Source organism: Clostridium sp. MF28 (genome assembly GCF_002969175.1).
Classification (GTDB): Bacteria; Bacillota; Clostridia; order Clostridiales; family Clostridiaceae; genus Clostridium; species Clostridium beijerinckii.
Map to the genome: position 1 here is coordinate 4,157,378 of NZ_CP014331.1, position 20,976 is coordinate 4,178,353.

The window sequence follows — 20,976 nt, forward strand, 5'->3', positions numbered from 1 at the left end:
TAATAGAAAACAGAGGTTTATAAGTAACCTCTGTTTTTTATTATATATTAATCAAGTTGAAGGATTGGTATAACGTAATTATGAATTAGAATTATTGAGATATAGAATAGTTATAGTTAGCTGAGCTATTGCTATCCCAAGATCCTGAATCATTTTTAAATGCCATATTTAAAGAATAAGCACCAGATGGAATAGTTATAGTTGCGGCCCATCTACCATCAGATTGTTTAGTCATTGTAACATCAGTTGGATTTGTAAAATCATTATATCCCCAATGTAAAATTACTGAAGTTGAATTTGCTGCTAAGTTTCCATTGTAGTATATAGTGGTTGTTTTACTAGCTGTTGGCGCTGGATTAACTTGTACTGGCACAGATGATGAAGAAACTTGTAAGTGCCAATCTTTGCTGGAGTTATTATCCCAGTTGGATCCGTTAGTAAAATCGAAATCTAGTTTTGTAGCTGATGAAGGAATTTTTATAGTTGCTGCCCAGAATCCATCTGAACCTTTAGTCATTGTAACATCTGATGGATTTAAGAAGCCATTATATCCCCAGTGGAGTTTAACTGAACTAGAATTTGCTAAAGAACCACTATAGTATAAAGTAAAACTGTTGCCTTGTAGTAAAGTGCTGCTATCATAATCCACTTTATAACCTGAATGAGGAGCATAAGTAGAAGGTACAGGAGGAGGTGTAGGTATTGATCCATCATTGTAAAGAACAATTACCGAATTAGCAGGAATATTTCCTGAAATTGTTCCGTTTGAAACTGTTAAAGTACAATTAGCACTACCTTTATTAGTATAAGTGCCATTTGCTAAATTAGTAGGAGAGTTAATAGAAGTGCTTCCACCATCGTTTACTATTACAGTACCATCTGTTCCTCTATCTATTAACATGGTTGTATTATTGTTTGTCCACCTAACATATTCATTTTTTCCTACCATTGCATTATGGAATTTATTAATTGCTACTATGTCAGCATCCTTCCAAAGATCATCACCCTTGGAGCCAATATTGCCAGTAGGTCTGTCAAAGAATAAAGGTGTAGCGCTTGCACGAGCAGCAGCTATAGCCCAGCCAAGTTTTCTTTGAGTATCTGTTAAATTTTTGCTTGATCCATCTTCATAAGTATCATGGGTTTCAACAAAATCGACTGCCTTAGATGAGTCAACGCCACCCAAGGTAGTGCCAAGTGAACTTAAATTTGTTGAAGTAACTGCACTTCTTACTGCTCCGCCATAATTACTTGCAGTAACATTCATAAATGATTCGTAAGAGGCAATATTATCTACTGAACCGTCTTGTAGGATTTCGCCATAAATAAATAGGTTGGATTTATTGTGTAGATTGCCTAGAACATTGCTCCAGTAGTTTCCAGCCCAAGATTGATTAGAGTCTAGTCCAATATTAGTTTCAATATGTTTAGCAGCATCAAAACGGAATCCGTCAGCACCAGCATCTATACATTGATTCAAAAATGTTATTGCTTTATTTTGGACAGTGGAATTTTGAGTATTTAAATCTGGCATGCCTATACCTTTTTGCGTCACATCATATCTATTAGTCCAATTGCTACATTGTCCTTGGTTATGATATAAATTAGGGTCTTTGAAGCTAGCATCTATACTGGAATCTAGTTGATCTGGATTTCCATTGTTAGCCATATGATTCATTACTACATCTACAACAATTGAAATTCCATATTTATCAGCCTCAGTACAAAGTGCCTTAAAATCATCGTAGTTTCCAAGTTGAGCATTACCTACAGATTGATTGGTTGGTTGATATAATAACCACCATTGACTTGGATCTTTACTTGAACTTTTTGTTCCTTGTACAGGAGAAACCTGAACTGATTTATATCCTGCTGCCGCTATGTTTGGTAGTTCATTCTTTATAGTTGCAAAAGACCAGTCAAAGGCATGAAGAATAGCACCATCTTTAGTATTAGATGGGAGGCTAGTACTACTAGCGGCATAAGCTGTAGTTAAAATTCCGTTTGTTCCAAAGCTTGGTATTGAAATTGGAAGTAAGTTTAAACTTAAAAATAAACATGAAGCAATTAATCTTGATATTATTTTTTTTCTCATTGATACACACTCCTTAACATAGCGCAATCGGTTGCAAAAAATGCAGCAATAGTATATTTATTTGTTTGTACATGCAAAGTAGTAATTATTTTCCCCCTCTCTATTAAGTATTAGTCACGAATAAAATAATGCGTAACTAGAGTTTATATTTTGCATATATTGCAATCGGTTGCACAAAACTTAAAAATTTTTATCTTTGAAGATATTAAACTGAATAAATTTTCGTATTAATCTCATAATGATTATTTTGGATTAATATGAAATTTATGTAAACATTATATCATATATGTTTTAAAATTCAATAGGGCAATTTAATTATAGGAATTACCTAATATAGCATATTAATTCTAACATTACATATTGGTTTTTCTATATCATTATCCTTTAAGTTTGTTATTTGAATTTAATTAATTATATATTAACAAGTTGAATACAGCATCTTAATCACTAAACAATGGAGTAAGAAATGTAGTAATTATATAGCGAATATTGAAATATATTTTGAAATGGTGTAAAATTATTACAAATAATGAAATAAGTCGATAAAAAATGACTAGAGTTTATAATGGAAAATAACTATGTATTTATAATTGCAGGATTATTTTATTTAAATTAATTTCTGTACGAAAAATTGGGGATATATTATTAAAAAAAGGAAGTGTTATAATGAAAATTCTTATTAATTTAAGTGTTAAGAAGAAACTTGTTTCAGTGTTCTTTGTGATTTGTATTTTTATAGCCGCAATAGGAACAGAAGGAATATTAAGCTCTGCAAAAATAAATGATAATGCAGATGTCTTGTATAGAAATAATTTAATATCTATTAAAGACTTAGGAGAAATAAAGGGAAATATCCATGACATGAGAGCTACATATAATAGATTAGTTTTCGAAAGAGATAAAACAAAACTAGATGATTATTAAAGGTTATAAATGATTTAGACATAAAAAATGACAAGAGTATGAAAGAATATGAAAATTTAATTACAGTGTCAGACGAAAAACAAACTTATAATAATTTGAAAAATGATTTAGCAAAATATATAGAAGTAAGAAATAAAGCAATCGAATTCGCGAAAACCGGGGATTATGATGAAGCAATTAAAATTAGCAATTCCGATTTAACCACAATTAAAAATTCTTTACTTGAAAACATTCAAAAAAATATTGATGCAAATGCAAAGGCTGCGGAGCAAGCTAATTTAAATAATATATCTCAATTTAAGAGTGTTCGATATACTATATTAATTTTTACAACAGGAGCATTTTTAATAATTCTTTTTATGGCATATATGTTAAGCAAGAATATATTGAATCCATTAAGAGAGATAAAGGACTTTGCAAAAAGATTATCAACCTATGATTTCGCTAATGCGATTACGATTACAAGGGGAGATGAGTTTGGACAAACAGGCGTAGCTTTAAACACTGCGCAAGAAAATGTAAGTAGACTGGTTAAAGTAATTATGGAAAACTCGCAGGATTTAAGTGCAAGCTCAGAAGAACTTTCAGCAACAGTTGAAGAAATATCTTCAAAGGCCAACACCATAGATCAAGCAGTAGATAATATTGCCTCTGCAATGCAAGAATCTAGCGCGACTACTGAGGAAATAAGTGCATCTATTGAAGAAGTAGATTCAAGCGTTAATGTACTTTCTTCTAAGGCCATGGAGGGAAGCAATAATGCAAGTCAGTCTAAGAAAAAATCTATGGAAGTTAAAAATAATAGTCAAAAAGCTATTAATGAAACTAGGAAATTATACATTGAAAAGCAAGAAAAAATGCAAAAAGCCATAGAAGATGGAAAAGTAGTAGAGAGTATAAAAGTTATGGCAGAAACAATTGGAGGCATAGCAGAACAAACAAATTTACTTGCATTAAATGCGGCAATTGAAGCTGCAAGAGCTGGAGAACAAGGAAAAGGATTTGCTGTAGTAGCAGAAGAGGTAAGAAAACTTGCAGAGCAATCATCTGATGCAGTAATAAATATTCAAGACACAATTAATAAAGTTCAATTAGCATTTAATAGTAGCATCAACACAGGTAGTGATATATTGGAGTTTATAAGCAAAAATGTAGAAGAACAATTTAATGATTATAGTGAAGTAGGTAACAAGTACTATAATGATTCAAACTTTGTAAGTAACATGTCAGAAGAAATTGCTGCTATGTCAGAAGAAATAACAGCTACAGTTGGACAAGTTAGTGAAGCAATTCAAAATATGGCACAAACATCGCAAAAATCAAGTGAAGGAGCTGAAATGATAAAAGATAGTATGAATGAAACAACAAAAGCTATTGAACAAGTAGCGTTAACTGCTCAAAGTCAAGCAGAGCTTGCTCAAAAACTTAATGAAATGGTACAAAAATTTAAGATATAGTAATACTTATTAACTTTAAGAAGATATAGACTTTAGGAGTTAAATGAAAAATACAAACTAATGATATGGTTAGTTATAAAATAAAACTAGGACAATAGAAGGTGAATCATATAAAACATAAAGTGATATTGAAAATAAATTATCACTTTATGTTTTTTTGATTAAAAGAAGTTCACATGAAAATATATTGTGAAAATTATTTTTTGAAGATGTTATATTTCATACAATATAGCATATTAAAAAAACCAATGGATATGATGTAATATGTTGAAAGCAGATGAAATAAGTGTAATAATGTAATGGGGATATTTTATCTTTAATTGATTGGAAAAATTAGTTAATATTAATGAAAAATGATAAGATAAGTAGGATTTTTAGTTAATCATGAAAAAATACTTTAACTATGTAAAAGAGGGGGAGTTAATATGTCAGTAACAAAAGGATCAGTGATATTTTATGGACTAGATGGTCTTGATAAGAAGGTTAATGATATCATTGAGGTTTTGGATTTGAAAAAACAATCTTTTGAAGTGAAACTTATAATATTTGAAGCCGTTAATAATGCGTATATTCATGGAAATAGTAGTGATAGCAGTAAACCAATTTATGTTGATTGGGAATTGAAAGATAATTTACTAAGTGTTATAGTAAAAGATTGTGGGCAAGGATTTGAGAATATAAATTTGCATAAGAAAATAGACGAAGAGAATATATTAGATGAATCAGGTAGAGGCTTGTATATTATAAGTTGTTATACTGATGAACTAATCTTAGACGGAAGTTCTATAATTATGCGTAAGAGTCTTTTATGTGACATATAGATTGATATATGGTTAGTAATTGATACCTAATGAATATTGTACATGCTAGGGAGGCAATTAGATGAAAATTTCTTTAAAGATAAAACTTATGATTACTTTTTTTATACTCATTTCTTTACCAATGGGGTTACTTGGGTATATTTCGTATAGAATGTCCAGCGCATCTATACAAACGGCTGTTCAACAACAATTAAAGGAACAGACTTACAATACATCTAATTTAATAAATAAAACGATAGATTCAACAAAACATTCTTTGGAAGTTGCAAGTTTGAATGGCGATATTATAAAAGCAGTTGAAAATTCAAATACAAGCAATCTAGATACAGCTTCTGAATATATAAGAGCGGTCCAAGAGAAAAATAAAGATTTTATGGAAGTATTAATTATTACAGATGCTTATGGTAAGGTAATTGTAAATACTCAGTCAAAAGAGAATGATATAGATTTAAGTGATAGAGATTATATGAAACAAGTACTTAGTAGCGGTAAGGAAGTTGTTAGTGAAGTATTAACTTCTAGATTTACTGGTAATCCAGCTATTTTTATAGCTTATCCATTGAAGGAAAATGGTAAATTGATTGGTACACTTGTAGGAAGTATAAAGTTTGATAGTATATCAAGTTATGCATCTCAAATAAAAGTTGGTAAAAGTGGATATGCATATATGATTGATAAAAATGGATTAATTGTTTATCATCCAGATTCAAGTAAAATTCTAAAAGAAAATGCAAATGATAATGCAGGAGAAGATTTAAAAGTCTTAGTTCAGGAAATGAAAGATGGAAAATCTTCAGAAGGCTTCTATACATATGGGAATATATATAAATATGTTGTTTTCCAACCTGTTGGTAACTGGGTGATTGCAGTTACAGCGCAATATGATGAATATATGTCAGCGGCTTTAAGTATAAGGAACTATACAATAATTATTTCTTTAATATCAATCATTATAGCAATGATATGTGCTTATACATATTCAACAATAGGAATAATTAATCCAATTAAGAAACTAGAGAGATTAATGAGATCTGCAGGAGAAGGAGATCTAACTGTTAAGATTGATATACAAAGCAAAGATGAAATTGAGGAACTTGGAAAATCATTCAATGAAATGATAAAGCATCAAGATCGAATAGTAAGAAATGTAACTAACGCAGCAGAACAGTTGAATGCAGCATCAGAAGAAATGGCAGCTTATTCAGAAGAAATAAGTGCCGCAACTGAAGAAATAAGTGCTACAGTTAATCAAGTGGCGCAAGATGCAGAAAAACAAAATGAATCTATAGTTGATGTTTCAAAAGTGTTGGTTCAGCTTTCAAGTCTTGTTCAATTAGCTCAAAGTAGAGCTAAAGCTACAAGTTCAAATGCAGCTAATACAATGTCAGCAGCTGATCTTGGAAGAGAAAAAGTTGAGGAAACTGTAAAGGCAATGGATATTATAAGTAAAGGCAGTGAAGAAACTTCGCAGGCATTAGAATCTTTAAGTGGATTATCGAGTAAAGTAAATGGTATTATAAACATAATAAATTCTATTGCAGAGCAGACTAATCTTTTAGCATTGAATGCAGCTATAGAGGCTGCTAGAGCAGGGGAGCATGGAAAGGGATTTAGTGTAGTTGCAGATGAGGTTCGTAAATTATCCGAAGAATCAAATGATAGGGCAAGAGAGATTGCTGTACTAGTTAGTGAAATGGTAAAGCAAACACAGAATGCGGTAATAGCAATGGAAAGATCTAAGTCAGAAGTAAACAATGGAGTAAAAATAGTATCAGAAACAGATAAAGCATTTGTAGATATCATTAATGCAATAGAAAATATAGTTAAACATGTCACTGAGATACTTGATATTACTGGTGATGAAGTAGCATCGTCTGATAAGGTAATTGGGCTTATAAATGATATAGCAACAGTAACAGAAAGCAATGCGTCAAATAGTGAAAATGTATCTTCGGCAGCAGAAGAACAAGCTAGTGCAATTAATAATTTAACAGCTACAGCGCAGGAAACAAGCGCTATGGCAGAAGAATTAACTAAGCTTGTAGAAAGATTTAAAATATGAGGTGATAATTGATGGAAATAAGTATACCAAAAGACTTTGTTGTTGATGAAGTCGCAAATTTTAGAGTAAAAGTAAATAAGTTAATAGATGAAGGACAAAAGAATTTTATATTCAATTTTAATGATTGTAATTTTATAGATAGTACCGGACTTGGTGCATTAGTAGCTGTTTATAAAAAATGCGCTGAAAAAAATGGAAGTATAAAATTAAAAGGACTAAAGCCAGAAGTTGAGAAGTTATTTAAATTAACAAGGTTAGATAAGGTATTTGAAATTTGTCCATAAAAATATCTGGAGTTTTTATGAAGTAAAATTCAGATAGAAAGGACTTTCGATTATATGCGTGAGGGTAAAGAAAGTATAAAAACATTAGATGAAAGCGTAGAAATAAGTCAAAGTAATTACAAAGAAATTTGGGACAAGGTAAATGAGTTAGTGTTTGTAATTGAGATTAGCAAGGGATTTGTTCCAAAGAACTTTATAGATTTTAATAATAAAGTTTGTAGTAAATTGGGTTATTCTAGAGAGGAACTTATTAAAATTTTACCTTCAAATGTTTTGAACTTAACTAATATAGAAGATAAGATTAGTATATTTGAAAATTTAAGTAATAAGAGAGTATGCGATAAAATAGAGCTTACATTAAAATCAAAGGATGAAAAACGTATTTACGCTAAATCTAATATATCTATATTTAGTCATGAAGAAAAAGATTTTGCTTTAGTAATTGCAACTGATATTACTGAATACAAAATATTAGAAGAAGAGCTTAAAGGAATATTAAATGGAATACCTGATGTAATAAAAGTATACAATACAGATTATACTATATCTTTTTTTAATGAAGCAGGGTATGAGTTTTATAATAAAACCTCAGAAGAAATAAAGGGAAAAATGTGTTATGAGGTGCTATCTAGAAACGAAAAATGCTTAGATTGCTCATTTGAAGAAGTAGTGGCGACTAAGAAAATGCTATCGCGTGAAAGATATATTCCAGAATTAAATAAATTCATGGATGTATGTTATAATCCTGTATTAGGTAAAGATGGGGAATTGTTATTTATTGTTGAAAGGCTTAGAGATATAACTGAGAAAAAAATGCTTGATAAGATAACTAAAGATAGCAGGGAACGATATAAACAAATAATTGATAATGCGCCTGATGCTGTAATTATTATAGTGGATAATAAAATTGCCTTAGCTAATAATGAAGCTTGTAATTTGTTTGCAACGCTTTATGATGATTTGATTGGGAGTAATGTATATAGACATTTTCAAGAGAAATATAAAAAGGCTTTGCATAAAGTATTTAGAAATATAATATCTGAACGAAAAATTAAAGAAATTTATGATTATGATTTCTATGTGCCAAATAATAAATTAATAAATGTTCAAGTTTCATATAGCTACATATTATACGAAGGTAACCAAGCCATATTGGCAGCAATAAGGGATATTACTGAAATGAAGCGAGATATAAAGAAAGCTGCTGAGTTACAAAGGAGTACGCTTCAAAAAGAATTTCCTGCTCAAAATTTTATTGATACTATGAGTGTGTATATGCCAGCCCATACAATTAGTGGGGATTTCTATAGAATTTATGAAATAAACGAAGACTTTATTATTGGAATGATAATTGATGTTAGAGGTAAGGGAATATCGGCAGCTCTAAATATTTCTGCATTTGATATTTTGTGTTTTCAAGAAGTTAATAAGGGTCACCATGATCCAATGGAGATAGTAAAAAGTTTAAATAAGAAGTTAGTAAAATACTACGAAGAAAATTATGTTGCTGTATGTTGTTTTAGCATGGATTTTAATAGTAATGAGCTTAAAGTAGTTGGAGCGGGAATTAACCAATTTCTTTTTCAAAAAAAAGGAGAAAGTTTAGAAGAGAAGATTGTAGAAGGATCTTTTCTAGGTATGTTTGATAATAGTGAATTCTGTGAGCAAACGATCTTTTTTGAATCAGGAGATAAAATTTTCTTTTTTACTGATGGATTAGATTTTATTCTAGAAGAGGATAAAGTTATACAGGAATATATGAGGGATGCAAGCATATTTGAATTTAAGAATTACTTAGATGATTTCTTAAGTGATAGTATTTTAGAGAGTGGAAAATTAAAAGATGATTGTACAATGGTCGCAATAGAAATAAAGTAAATTAAGATTTATTGATTTATATCAAAGGATAAAATTTATAATAAATATTATCCTTTGATTATTAATTTAAAACTTAAAATTTGTAAAATTTTTTAATAAAAGTATTTAATGATTTTAAGTTATAATACAGAATTTTTTGATTGTTGATTCTAACTAAGTAACAATGTACCAGTTGACACTTAGCATCTATTAAGTTAGAATAGGTTATACAAGATGAACATTTCTTTGAAAACAAAATATGTTATTAAACCATCTTTAACTTGGGGGCGTTTTGGCTTCGACGGGGGTAAGAAGGGTTTGTTAAGCGAGTCGAGGGACGCATGGAGCCTCGTTAATAAAGTATGCACTAAATGTAAACGCAGAAGATAATTTTGCATTAGCAGCTTAGTTTAATAGCTGTTCATCAGCCCAGGTTGCCTACGGCTTGGATCACTGGTGTCATTAAAGTGGGAAACGAAGCCTAGCAAAGCTTTGAGCTAGAGGGGTATTCATGAAGCTACTGAGAAGTATAGCCTGTCTAAGGGCGATACTTTGAGGGAATTTTAAAACTTAGACTGCACTCGGAGAAAGATAAATCAATCTACTTTCGGACACGGGTTCGACACCCGTCGCCTCCACCATGAAACCCACGAAAGAAAAGATATATTAACACTAATGTAGTGTTGATATATCTTTTTTTGTTTATAAAAGGTATCTATAAATGTTTACTCCAAAAGTTATAAATAATAGATTGGATTGCCACAATTATATGAGGAGATGATTTTTTATATGGCAGATAATAATAGACAAAATACTGAGTCGATAGTTGAAATAGTTAAGCAAATAGATAATATACTATTAGTGTTGCCTGATTTTCAGAGAGATTTTGTTTGGGATGAAAGCAAGACATATGAATTGTTTGATTCATTAGTCAGAGATATTTTTATAGGTTCTATAATATATGGTGTACCTTCATTTGAAATTGCAGTTAGAGAAATTGATACTAGAGAACGAAAATCAAAAGGAAAAAGAAGACCGCAATTAAGAACAATTGTGTTTACTGAGGATGAAATTCAAGAAAAAGTAAAAGTTAATGGATTTAGAGCTGTTTTGGATGGTCAGCAAAGAATAACGTCTATATATAGAGCATTAAAAAAGATAGATGATGTTTGGTTAATTGTAAAGAATTCAGAAGAAATTAATAATGAAGAAGATTTTAATAATTTAAATCTTGAAGATGTTATGTTTTGCTTTTCGGGTAAACAGGATGCTAATAGACTATCTATAAATATTGGTGATGTATTTGAATTAATGGGGAAAGGTGTAAGAGAAAAATATATAAAAGAAAATTACTTTGATAAATTAGATTTTCTAAATGATATTGATGAAGAATTAAGAGATGATTATTTTGAGAAGTATTTAATTATTTCTCAGAAATTGCAAGACCTTTTTAAAGCTGAAAAAATGGTTTCTTATTTCTTATTGGATATGAGTTCAGATAAATTTGCGTTATTTTTTGAGAGAAGTAATAGTTTGGGAATTAGATTAGATTTCATTGATATTTTAGTTGCAAAACTTAATAGTAGATTTAGACTAAGGCAAAAAATCGATGAGCTTCAGAATATATGTGATTTTAAAGTTGAAAGAGAAGTATTAGTTAGAAGTATTTCTTATATTGTAAGTAATCATAAGAATATTGATAAAGGATATATTTTAAGTAATTTAATAGCTGAACATTTTAATAAATATTGGACAAACATTGCAAAGTTATACAAAGATAGTATCGAATTTCTGTATAAAAATAATTTTATTACTACTCAGGATTGGATTCCTCATACTAATATGTTAATACCAACAATTATATTTTTAGATAGTTTGCCTAATAAGTCATTTAGTCAAATGAACCAAAGCCAAATGGAATTCTTCAAATATTGGTATTGGGCGTCAATATTTGCGCAAAGATATACAGGCGGAGCTACAAATGAAATAATAATTCAAGATTGTAATGTACTTATAAATATAGCAAATAATCAAAAAATAAATAATTTAAATTATTTTAGAAATTTTAAAATAATAATAGAACGTCCAGAAGATTTATATAATTTTAATAAAAAGGGTAGTGCTGTATATAAAGGTGTATTAACATTTGTAAATTATATAGCAGGAGGGTTAACAGATTGGCAAAATGACTCCAAAATACTATTTAATCAAAAAATAGATGACCATCATATAATACCAAAGGCTTATTTAAATGATAAATTTTCAGAAGATGAACTTGAATACTTAGATTGTGTTGTAAATAGGACATTAATTCCTAAAATAACAAATATAAAAATTGGAAAGAAAACTCCTGATGTTTATATGAATGAACTATACAAGTGCAATAATAAGCTTAAAGAATCATTACAAAATCATCTTATTCCAGTAGACATTATGGATGGTATTTATAATGAATTTTTTGATGAATTTATAAAAGATAGAGCTAAAATGATTTTTAAAGAACTAAATGAAAATATTATAAATAGGAAAGATGAAATAGTAAAATTACATTATGAAGTTAAAAAGAAGTCTTTTGGAAAGAATATTGATATATTCTGCGATTATAGAAAAAATAGAGTAACGGCAAGTTTTAATAGGGAAACTCAAGAAATATTATGGGATGGTAAAAAGTATACTTCAGTATCAACAGCAGCCAATGCGGTAAAGAAAAGTATTTCTGGGAATGATATGTCAACAAATGGATGGAAATTTTGGAAATATAAGAATGGGGAAAATGAAAATTATATAGAAGATTTAAGATATTAATTAGATTTTAAATAGGATGAATTTTTTTAGTTCATCTTTTTTAGCATAATATTAAATCGCAAATTATTTTAGTTTTTAAAAATGTTTAACTTTACTAAACTCTTGGGTATAATAGTATATGCTATAATTTAAAGAAAGTGGTGATATTAATTAGTTTTCAATTATATGGGATAACAGAAGAATTATTGCAGAGTTTAAGTTATGAAAGCAAATTAGGCAAAAGTTTAAAGAATACATTACGAAAATTTGAAAAAGATGATGTTATTAATGAAATATTAGAATTGAAAGAATTTTACGAAAGTACTGATTTGCTTAAAGGTGTTAAATTTAGTTATAGAATAAAGTCATTACATTCATGTATTTTAAAATATAACAAATTTTATCCAAGCACAGAAGTTAATAAATGCTATAATGATTTATTAGGAATTAGGATAATTATTTCAGATTATAAAGAAATTTTAATTCAGGATTTAGAAATCTTTAAAGTTGCAGATATGAGAACTGGCAAAGTTAATGATGATGGTTATAGAGGAATACATCTGTATTATCAAAATAGTAATAGGCATTATCCAATAGAAATACAAGTAAATACTAAAAGAGATAGAATGATAAATGATTGGCTTCATATACATTTATATAAACATATTAAAGATAACAATATTGGAAAATTATTAAGAGAAAAATATGATAATGGCGAAATTAAAGATGAAGAAGATTTTAAGGAGGTGCTAGAATATGTGTTATCTAATAGCAAAGAAATTTAATGAAGAAGGTAGTTTAGTATTAGAAGCTGAACAAGGACAAAGGTTAGCTTCATTATCTAAATATTTAACATTAACAACATTAGAACGAGGTGTTCAAATAGTAACATTAAATGATCTAGATAGTTATAAGGAATATTCTCCGTATACATTGATAAATAATGAAGTTGATTTTATAAGTAAAGTTGTTAATATGTAATATGTTGAGGATTAGAATAAGATGAAATTTATTGGTGAATTTCAAAGGTCACGCTTCGCCTCCACCATGAAACCCACGAAAATCTAAAATTTGGATTTTGATATGCTCCCTTTATAGTAGACAGTTAAAATAAAAAACTGTTTTCATAAAGGGGGTATTTTATTTTGGGAGAATTTACATATAAATGCTATGATATACAGAATATATAGATGAATAGTAGATTCTACTATTCATGTGTAAAATTATAGAAAAAACAAGAAGTATTAGATATAATAAAAAGAGTAGAATGATACAAAAGAATTTATGGGATGGAGATACACATGGAAAAAGAATATTCAGAATTACTCCATTTTACGGCTGATATAATTTGGTTTGATAAAGTGCTTATTTCCATAAATAGGTGTAGCCTACTTGTCTCTACGTGATTTGTAGTTGACTGCTATATCTATGAATAAAGAATATAAAATAAATTCGCTTAAATCCAAGAATCAATAAAATTTCATTGTATTTTTTGCATTGAGAGAAGCGTGAAAGGAATGGTTATAAAAATGAAAAAAATATTTATGCAGAAAATCTCTGCTGTTTTTATACTTTTACTTATGTTAATAGGTTTATTTGGGTGTGCAGCAACAAATAAAACTGCTGTGAATAAGCAGCAGGATAACCATGTAGAAGCTACAAAATCAGAAGATAAAAAGATAGATTCTAGCCAAGATGGGGATTCAAAGAATAAAAAAATTATTAATGATTTTCAAGGCGTTGCAGATTATATACATAAAAATGGAACTTTGCCTGAAAATTTTATAACAAAAGCGCAGGCTAATAAACTTGGATGGAAGCCAGGAGACGATCTTAGCAAAGTAGCGCCTGGTAAAAGCATAGGAGGAGATATTTTTAAGAATGCTGAAAAATCTCTACCAGATGCGCCTAATAGAATTTGGTATGAATGTGATATTAACTATAATGGAGGACATCGTGGGGATGATAGGATTCTTTATTCAAATGATGGATTAATTTACTCTACCTCAGATCATTATAAAACATTCAAATTATTATATAAAGGAAAGTAGTTTTTTAAGGATGTGAATAGCTTGAATAAAGTAGTAATACAAGGCAGTAAGCTTACTGATAAGAATATGTTACACCAAATTTTAAAACAGGAATTAAAGCTTCCTGCTTATTACGGTGAAAACTTAGATGCACTCTGGGATTGTCTAACTGCTGATATTCAATTGCCAGTTACAATTGAATGGGTTGACTTTCAAAAAAGTAAAGACTTATTAGGTGATTATGCTGAAAATACCTTAGAAATTTTTAATGAAGCTGAAAAATTTACTGGAGGAAAACTTAAGATAAAAATTATTTCCAACTTTTAATTGACTCAAACTTATATCTATCTTGATTGAAAAAAACGTTATCAGTTGATATAATGTATGCAATAGTCCAATGGAAGGAAGTATTATATGTTCAGTTATAGTCAAATCAAAAGTCTTAATGATTTAGAAATTTCTGTTTATAATTATATTATGGATAATAAAGATAAGGTCCGATATATGAAAATAAGGGAATTAGCAGTTGAATCGCATGTATCAACCACAACCATATTAAATTTCTGTAAAAAAGTAGGTTGTAGTGGTTATTCAGAGTTTAAACTAAAATTTAAATTATTTATAGAAGAAAAAGAAATTAAAAAAGTAAGTGAAGATAATACAGAGATAATTGATTTTTTTAAGAAAACAAATACTGAAGAATATGATGAGAAGATAAATGAAATTGTAAAAGCTATATTAAAAGCAAAGAGAACAATTTTTATAGGAAGTAGCATGTCTGGGATTGTAGCAAGATATGGAGCACGATATCTATCAAGTGTTGGGCAATTTAGTCTATGCATTGATGATCCATATTACCCGACTACAGGTAAGTTTTATGAAAATTCAGTTGTGATAGTATGTTCTGTGTCTGGAGAATCAAAAGATATTATAGGTCATATAAATAGATTTAAAAAAGATGATTGCTGTATTGTTAGTATTACTAACACTGAAAATTGCACTATAGCAAAAATGTCTGATTATAATATCCCATATTATGTGCCATATGTTAAAGTAGGAATATATGATATTACAACTCAAATTCCAATAATCAGTATAATAGAAAGAATTGGAAGGAAACTACAAAATCGTCGAGAAGAATCTATACAAGATGAGTAAATAGCTATGCGCAAAAAATAAGAGTATTTTACATAGGGCTTTATTGATTTGAAGTTTTTAACTCAAGTTGATAAAGCTTATTTTAATTACTTTTTTGTTTGTTAATCACAGTTTTTAAATATATGAAATGTCAAGAATACATTTCGATTTTAATTGCAAAAAAACATTTTGTTTTTTTGCAATAACAAATTATTAAAAAACAGACATGTTTTTTATAATGGTTTACATAGTGACAGAATAAGCTTTTTCAATTAATATTAAGATACATTCAATAGCTATTCGAAAATAATAAATATAAGTGAGGTAATAAAATGGCAAAGGATTATGCATTAATTGCGAAAACGATTGCGAAAAATTTAGGCGGTATCTCAAATATTGAAAGTGTAACTCATTGTATGACTCGTTTAAGAGTTTGTTTAAAGGACGACTCAAAAGTAAATGTAGATGAGATTAAAAAAATTAATGGAGTAATGGGATATGTGAACCAAGGTGGGCAACATCAAGTTATTATTGGAAATAATGTATCTTATGTTTATAAGGAAGTTTTAAAATTAGGAAACTTTGGAGATCAAAGTGACATTGCAAAAGGGATAAAAAAAGAAAAGCTAACTATCAAAAAAGTTGGAACTAATATATTGGATGCATTAGTAAGTACAATGTCACCATTGATACCAGCAATTATTGGTGGTTCAATGGTAAAGTTAGTAGTAATGATGTTATCTATGTTAAAAGTACTACCAGCAGACAGTACTACATATACATTACTAAATGCTATGGGAGATGCAGCGTTTTATTTCCTTCCAATTATGGTGGCAGTATCAGCATCTAAGAAATTTAAAACTAATACTTATTTAGCTATTGCAATAGCAGGACTTATGGTACATCCAGATTTTATGAAACTAATGGTAAGCGCATCAGAAGGTAAGGAAGTAACTTTAGCGTTTATTCCTATTGCATCTGTTAAGTATACGTATACGGTAATACCAGCACTTTGTATGACTTGGATATTATCATATATTGAAAGATTTGTAGATAAGATAACACCAGAAGTAACTAAAAATTTCTTAAAACCAGCGATTATAGTATTGATTGCAGCTCCAATAGCAATTGGACTTATAGGACCTTTAGGTATATGGATTGGTACAGCAATATCAGGTTTAGTTTATTTTGTTCACAGCAAATTAGGATGGGTATCAGTAGCAATAATGGGAGCTTTATGGCCACTACTTGTTATGACTGGAATGCATAGAGTATTTACTCCAACTATATTAACAACTATAGCAGAAACAGGAATGGAAGGAATGGTAATGCCTTCAGAAATAGGTGCTAACCTTTCATTAGGAGGAGCAGCTTTAGCTGTTGCTTTTAAAACTAAAAATAAAGAGTTAAGACAAACTGCAATTGCAGCTGCTTCTTCTGCAATCATTGCAGGAATCACAGAACCATCACTGTATGGAGTAGCATTAAGATTTAAAAGGCCTTTGATAGCATCATTAATTTCAGGTGGTGTATGTGGTGCCGTAGCAGGGATAGCAGGACTCGCAAGTAGATCTATGGCTGCACCAGGTTTATTCACAAGTGTTCAGTTTTTTGATCCACAAAATCCATCAAGCCTTATTTGGATAATTGGAATAATGATACTGGCAGTCGTATTATCTTTCGTGTTAACTCTAATATTTGGATTTGAAGATATTCCAGCAGAAGATAATATTGAAATAATGGGGGCAGACAATGAGTAAATACAGTTTCCCAGAGGAATTTCTGTGGGGGGGAGCTATTGCAGCAAATCAGGCTGAAGGTGCGTATAGAGAAGATGGAAAAGGTTTAAGCACTGTAGATGTTATACCACATGGAATAAACAGAATGAAAGTAAAATTAGGGTTAGAAGAAGATTTGACTTTGAAAGATAGTGAATTTTATCCAAGTCATGAGGCAATTGATTTTTATCATCATTATAAAGAAGATATTGCTCTGATGGCTGAAATGGGATTCAAAGTTTTTAGAACTTCAATCGCATGGACAAGAATCTTCCCTAATGGAGATGATAGTAAACCTAATGAAGCAGGAATTAAATTTTATAAAGATTTATTTTTAGAATGTAAAAAATATAATATGGAACCATTAGTGACATTATGTCACTTTGATGTTCCAATGGAACTGGTTAATAAATATGGATCATGGAAGAGCAGAAAAATGATATCATTTTTTGAAAAGTATGCAAGATGCTGCTTTAAAGAATTTGATGGTTTGGTTAAATACTGGCTGACATTTAATGAAATAAATATATTGATACACAGTCCTTTTTCGGGAGCAGGTATATATTTCAAAGAAGGTGAAAACAAAGAGCAGGTTAAGTATCAGGCAGCTCATCATATGTTAGTAGCAAGTGCTTTAGTAACTAAAATAGCCCATGAACAAAATCCAGAAAATAAAGTTGGATGTATGCTTGCTGGAGGAGACTTTTATCCGTATTCATGTGATCCAAGAGATGTATGGATGGCTCATACAAAGGATAGAGAAAATTTATTTTTCATAGACGTACAAGCTAGAGGTAAGTATCCATCATATTCAAAGAGGGTATTTGCAGAAAAAGAAGTTAGTATTGTAATGGAAGAAAATGATTTGGATATATTAAAAAATACAGTAGACTTTATATCTTTTAGTTATTATGCTTCTAGATGTGCATCTAAGGATATGGAAAATCAAACTGAAGCTAATGTTGTTAAATCTATAAAAAATCCTCATTTAGAAGTTAGTGAATGGGGATGGGCAATTGATCCGTTAGGACTTAGAATAACTATGAATACGCTATATGATAGGTACGAAAAACCTTTATTTATAGTAGAAAATGGACTAGGTGCCAAAGATACAATAGAAGAGGATGGCTCAATAAATGATGATTATAGAATTGATTATCTTAGACAGCATATCATGGAAATGAAAGAAGCCATGGAAGATGGAGTTGAACTATTAGGATATACATCTTGGGGATGTATCGATTTAGTTGCAGCATCCACTGGAGAGATGAGTAAGAGATATGGATTTGTATATGTAGATAAACAAGATGATGGAACTGGAACTTTAGAGAGAAAAAGAAAGAAATCTTTTTATTGGTATAAAAAAGTAATAGAAACAAACGGTGAATGTTTAATATAAAAAATTTAAAGGTTACGCTGCGTTGTAACTATAAAACCCAAGACAATATTTATTAGTATTGTCTTGGGTTATTTTAGTTTATAGACATTTAGAGAAAAACATCACTATAAAAATATATTAAAAAGTAGAAATAGAAAAGTATTTTAGAATTAGCAAAGGTAAATTATATCTAAATGACGCAGGATTTTATTAAAAATATTGATATTATTTTTAATTTTATCTTTTAAAAATAACAATCAAATCCGTTTTTAAGAAATATATTTTTATAATCTAATAAATCTTCTTCATGAAGTTGCTGCGTATTTTGGAAAGTATATGGTTTGTTCAGAAGTTCGTATTTTTTCTGCCCAAATTGATGGAATGGAAGTAAGTTTATTTTCTTAGCATTAACGGACTCAAGTAATTTACAAAATTCTTTAGCATCTTCTAAACTAGAGTTTATGTTTGGAATGACAGGAATACGAATAATGACATCTTTACCGTTATCTATAGCAATTTTCAAATTTTCAATAATTAAATCATTATAAACATTTGTTACTTTAAAATGCTTTTCTCTATCATAGTGTTTTATATCAAATAATAATAAATCTACATCTTGTATAAACTTTGAGAATGTTTTATTTGAAGCATATCCAGTGGTTTCAATGGTTGTGTGTATGTTTCTATTCTTCAATAGTTTTAATAATTCTGATGCAAACTCATGCTGCATTAATACTTCACCACCAGATAAAGTAACGCCACCATTTGATTCTTCATAAAACATTTCATCTTTCATAACTTCATTCATAACATGAGAAAGGGTTAAAAATTCACCTTCTGCTGAAAGAGCCTTATGAGGACAGGAATTTTTACAAGCAAAACAAGAAATACAGTTGTTAGAATCAATTTTTATATGATTATCATTTAAGGAAATAGCATTATTTTGACAAACGTCTATACAATGAAGACATTGTGTGCACTTAGTTTTATCACATATGATTTGTATCTTACTATCTTGAGATTCTGGATTTGAACACCATAGGCAACTTAAGGGACAGCCCTTGAAAAAAACTACAGTTCTGATTCCAGGACCATCGTGTATGCTGTATTTTTGAATATTGAAAATGCAAGCCTTTATATCTTTCATAAAAACACCCCCATATAGTAAAAGCAAGATTAGTATTATGATTGAACCGCAATAATTTAAGTTTCAATTGATGATTCAATGTTAACATGAAAAAATATAAGTGTAAATAAAAAATTTCATTTGAAATAAGAGTGCATTTCATAAGAATAATAATTTGATGTTTAATATTATTTGAAGTAGTATATAATCAATAATAAGCAGAATTGCTTTTATTCGAAATATAAATAGTTCATTTTGTAAATAGTTTATGATATAATTACCATTGGATTTAGGTATGCCGACTAGTTAGTTTTCGAATATACCTAAGAGAAGGAGGAGTTTCCATGACAAGTAGGTATACAAAGCTTCTTGAAATTGTCAATGAAAACAAGCGTATAGAAGTCAGTAAATTATCAGAGCTTTTAAATGTATCTCAAGTGACTATACGTAAAGATCTTGGTGCATTAGAAGAAAAAGGATTATTGAAGCGTGAACATGGGTATGCTGTTATGACTTCAAGTGATGATATCAATAGCAGATTAGCTTTTAATTATGATATAAAAAGAAAAATAGCACAATTGGCAAGTAAACTTGTAAATGATGGTGAAACAGTTATGATTGAATCGGGCTCATCTTGTGCCTTACTTGCAGAAGAACTCGCATATAATAAAAAGGATATAACAGTAATAACTAATTCTACATTTATTGCAAACTATATTAGAGAAGGAAATGCGAAAGTAGTGTTGCTTGGAGGAGATTACCAGCCGGAATCTCAGGTATCAGTAGGACCTCTAACAAGAAAATGTGTGAAAGATTTTTTTGTTGATAAATTGTTTATCGGAACTGATGGTTATAATTCCAAAATAGGGTTTACAGGAAAAAACTTAATGCGTACAGAAACGGTAAAAGCCATGGCTGAAAGTTCTAATAAAATTATAATATTAACAGAATCATCAAAGTTTTCTGAGCGTGGAGTGGTAGCTCAATTTAAAGCAGAAGAGATAAGCTATTTATTTACAGATACTAATATTCCTGAAGATGTTTTAGAAAGTTTAAAGAAGGAAAAAGTGGATGTTCAAATGGTAAGTGTAAATTAATATAGTTTATAAGAATAGAACAACCATAATATAGGAATTTATAAGATGCATAGGTATAGGGTTTACTTTAATGAGTAAAAATTATAATCTATGCATTTTTTTGTTATCTTAAATAAAAAGGATTTTGTTATTCATTTCGAAAATAA

The 20,976-nt window shown here is 29.4% G+C and carries 15 protein-coding genes, 1 other RNA gene and 1 pseudogene; 15 read left to right on the plus strand and 2 right to left on the minus strand.

The window, feature by feature from the left end:
• Positions 1-91 precede the first annotated feature (91 nt).
• Entirely contained in the window at positions 92-2,095 is a 2,004-nt protein-coding gene (locus tag AXY43_RS18300) for a carbohydrate-binding protein (protein ID WP_105411918.1), read from the minus strand.
• 666 nt (positions 2,096-2,761) lie between these two features.
• Here AXY43_RS18300 and AXY43_RS18305 point away from each other — a divergent pair.
• The 14 genes and pseudogenes from AXY43_RS18305 (at position 2,762) to ascB (ending at position 18,628) form a co-directional block, all read left to right on the plus strand.
• A pseudogene (locus AXY43_RS18305) lies at positions 2,762-4,476 on the plus strand (methyl-accepting chemotaxis protein).
• A gap of 425 nt (positions 4,477-4,901) precedes the next feature.
• The gene (locus AXY43_RS18310; protein WP_011968014.1) at positions 4,902-5,297 is read left to right on the plus strand and encodes an ATP-binding protein; all 396 of its coding nucleotides are present in this window, start codon (positions 4,902-4,904) and stop codon (positions 5,295-5,297) included.
• 61 nt (positions 5,298-5,358) lie between these two features.
• The gene (locus AXY43_RS18315) at positions 5,359-7,359 is read left to right on the plus strand and encodes a methyl-accepting chemotaxis protein (protein ID WP_105411919.1); all 2,001 of its coding nucleotides are present in this window, start codon (positions 5,359-5,361) and stop codon (positions 7,357-7,359) included.
• Between the two features lie 11 nt (positions 7,360-7,370).
• Positions 7,371-7,643 carry an STAS domain-containing protein gene (locus AXY43_RS18320; RefSeq protein ID WP_011968016.1) on the plus strand — a complete coding sequence of 91 codons (273 nt, stop codon included), beginning with the start codon at positions 7,371-7,373 and terminating at the stop codon, positions 7,641-7,643.
• A gap of 54 nt (positions 7,644-7,697) precedes the next feature.
• A complete protein-coding gene (locus AXY43_RS18325) occupies positions 7,698-9,521 on the plus strand; it encodes a PAS domain-containing protein (RefSeq protein ID WP_105411920.1) in 1,824 nt (607 codons plus the stop codon).
• Positions 9,522-9,783: 262 nt separating this feature from the next.
• Positions 9,784-10,141, plus strand: a transfer-messenger RNA (tmRNA) gene (gene ssrA / locus AXY43_RS18330).
• A gap of 148 nt (positions 10,142-10,289) precedes the next feature.
• Positions 10,290-12,305 carry a GmrSD restriction endonuclease domain-containing protein gene (locus AXY43_RS18335; protein WP_105411921.1) on the plus strand — a complete coding sequence of 672 codons (2,016 nt, stop codon included), beginning with the start codon at positions 10,290-10,292 and terminating at the stop codon, positions 12,303-12,305.
• Between the two features lie 137 nt (positions 12,306-12,442).
• Positions 12,443-13,069, plus strand: a complete 627-nt coding sequence (locus AXY43_RS18340; RefSeq protein WP_242986218.1) for a hypothetical protein — start codon at positions 12,443-12,445, stop codon at positions 13,067-13,069.
• Positions 13,041-13,265 carry a DUF6718 family protein gene (locus AXY43_RS18345; RefSeq protein ID WP_105411923.1) on the plus strand — a complete coding sequence of 75 codons (225 nt, stop codon included), beginning with the start codon at positions 13,041-13,043 and terminating at the stop codon, positions 13,263-13,265. Before AXY43_RS18340 ends, AXY43_RS18345 begins: the two co-directional genes overlap by 29 nt.
• Before the next feature lie 548 nt (positions 13,266-13,813).
• Positions 13,814-14,335 carry a ribonuclease domain-containing protein gene (locus tag AXY43_RS18350; RefSeq protein WP_105412518.1) on the plus strand — a complete coding sequence of 174 codons (522 nt, stop codon included), beginning with the start codon at positions 13,814-13,816 and terminating at the stop codon, positions 14,333-14,335.
• Between the two features lie 21 nt (positions 14,336-14,356).
• Entirely contained in the window at positions 14,357-14,641 is a 285-nt protein-coding gene (locus tag AXY43_RS18355) for a barstar family protein (protein ID WP_105411924.1), read from the plus strand.
• An 87-nt stretch (positions 14,642-14,728) separates the two neighbouring features.
• Complete coding sequence (locus AXY43_RS18360; protein WP_105411925.1) at positions 14,729-15,472, plus strand: MurR/RpiR family transcriptional regulator; 744 nt, start codon at positions 14,729-14,731, stop codon at positions 15,470-15,472.
• Positions 15,473-15,783: 311 nt separating this feature from the next.
• Entirely contained in the window at positions 15,784-17,211 is a 1,428-nt protein-coding gene (gene ascF, locus AXY43_RS18365) for a PTS cellobiose/arbutin/salicin transporter subunit IIBC (protein WP_105411926.1), read from the plus strand.
• The gene (ascB, locus tag AXY43_RS18370; RefSeq protein ID WP_105411927.1) at positions 17,204-18,628 is read left to right on the plus strand and encodes a 6-phospho-beta-glucosidase; all 1,425 of its coding nucleotides are present in this window, start codon (positions 17,204-17,206) and stop codon (positions 18,626-18,628) included. Before ascF ends, ascB begins: the two co-directional genes overlap by 8 nt.
• 223 nt (positions 18,629-18,851) lie before the next feature.
• Here the strand turns inward: ascB and AXY43_RS18375 are convergent, their stop codons facing one another.
• On the minus strand, positions 18,852-19,754 hold the full coding sequence (locus AXY43_RS18375; protein WP_105411928.1) for a glycyl-radical enzyme activating protein: 903 nt from the start codon (positions 19,752-19,754) through the stop codon (positions 18,852-18,854).
• Between the two features lie 323 nt (positions 19,755-20,077).
• On the opposite strand from AXY43_RS18375, the gene AXY43_RS18380 reads away from it, so the two are divergent.
• Complete coding sequence (locus tag AXY43_RS18380; protein WP_077829027.1) at positions 20,078-20,830, plus strand: DeoR/GlpR family DNA-binding transcription regulator; 753 nt, start codon at positions 20,078-20,080, stop codon at positions 20,828-20,830.
• Positions 20,831-20,976: the final 146 nt, after the last annotated feature.

Coding starts and splice junctions, on each gene's coding strand:
- AXY43_RS18300 (WP_105411918.1), bottom strand. CDS start 2,095: ATGAGAAAAAAAATAATATCAAGATTAATTGCTTCATGTTTATTTTTA.
- AXY43_RS18310 (WP_011968014.1), top strand. CDS start 4,902: ATGTCAGTAACAAAAGGATCAGTGATATTTTATGGACTAGATGGTCTT.
- AXY43_RS18315 (WP_105411919.1), top strand. CDS start 5,359: ATGAAAATTTCTTTAAAGATAAAACTTATGATTACTTTTTTTATACTC.
- AXY43_RS18320 (WP_011968016.1), top strand. CDS start 7,371: ATGGAAATAAGTATACCAAAAGACTTTGTTGTTGATGAAGTCGCAAAT.
- AXY43_RS18325 (WP_105411920.1), top strand. CDS start 7,698: ATGCGTGAGGGTAAAGAAAGTATAAAAACATTAGATGAAAGCGTAGAA.
- AXY43_RS18335 (WP_105411921.1), top strand. CDS start 10,290: ATGGCAGATAATAATAGACAAAATACTGAGTCGATAGTTGAAATAGTT.
- AXY43_RS18345 (WP_105411923.1), top strand. CDS start 13,041: ATGTGTTATCTAATAGCAAAGAAATTTAATGAAGAAGGTAGTTTAGTA.
- AXY43_RS18350 (WP_105412518.1), top strand. CDS start 13,814: ATGAAAAAAATATTTATGCAGAAAATCTCTGCTGTTTTTATACTTTTA.
- AXY43_RS18360 (WP_105411925.1), top strand. CDS start 14,729: ATGTTCAGTTATAGTCAAATCAAAAGTCTTAATGATTTAGAAATTTCT.
- ascF (WP_105411926.1), top strand. CDS start 15,784: ATGGCAAAGGATTATGCATTAATTGCGAAAACGATTGCGAAAAATTTA.
- ascB (WP_105411927.1), top strand. CDS start 17,204: ATGAGTAAATACAGTTTCCCAGAGGAATTTCTGTGGGGGGGAGCTATT.
- AXY43_RS18375 (WP_105411928.1), bottom strand. CDS start 19,754: ATGAAAGATATAAAGGCTTGCATTTTCAATATTCAAAAATACAGCATA.
- AXY43_RS18380 (WP_077829027.1), top strand. CDS start 20,078: ATGACAAGTAGGTATACAAAGCTTCTTGAAATTGTCAATGAAAACAAG.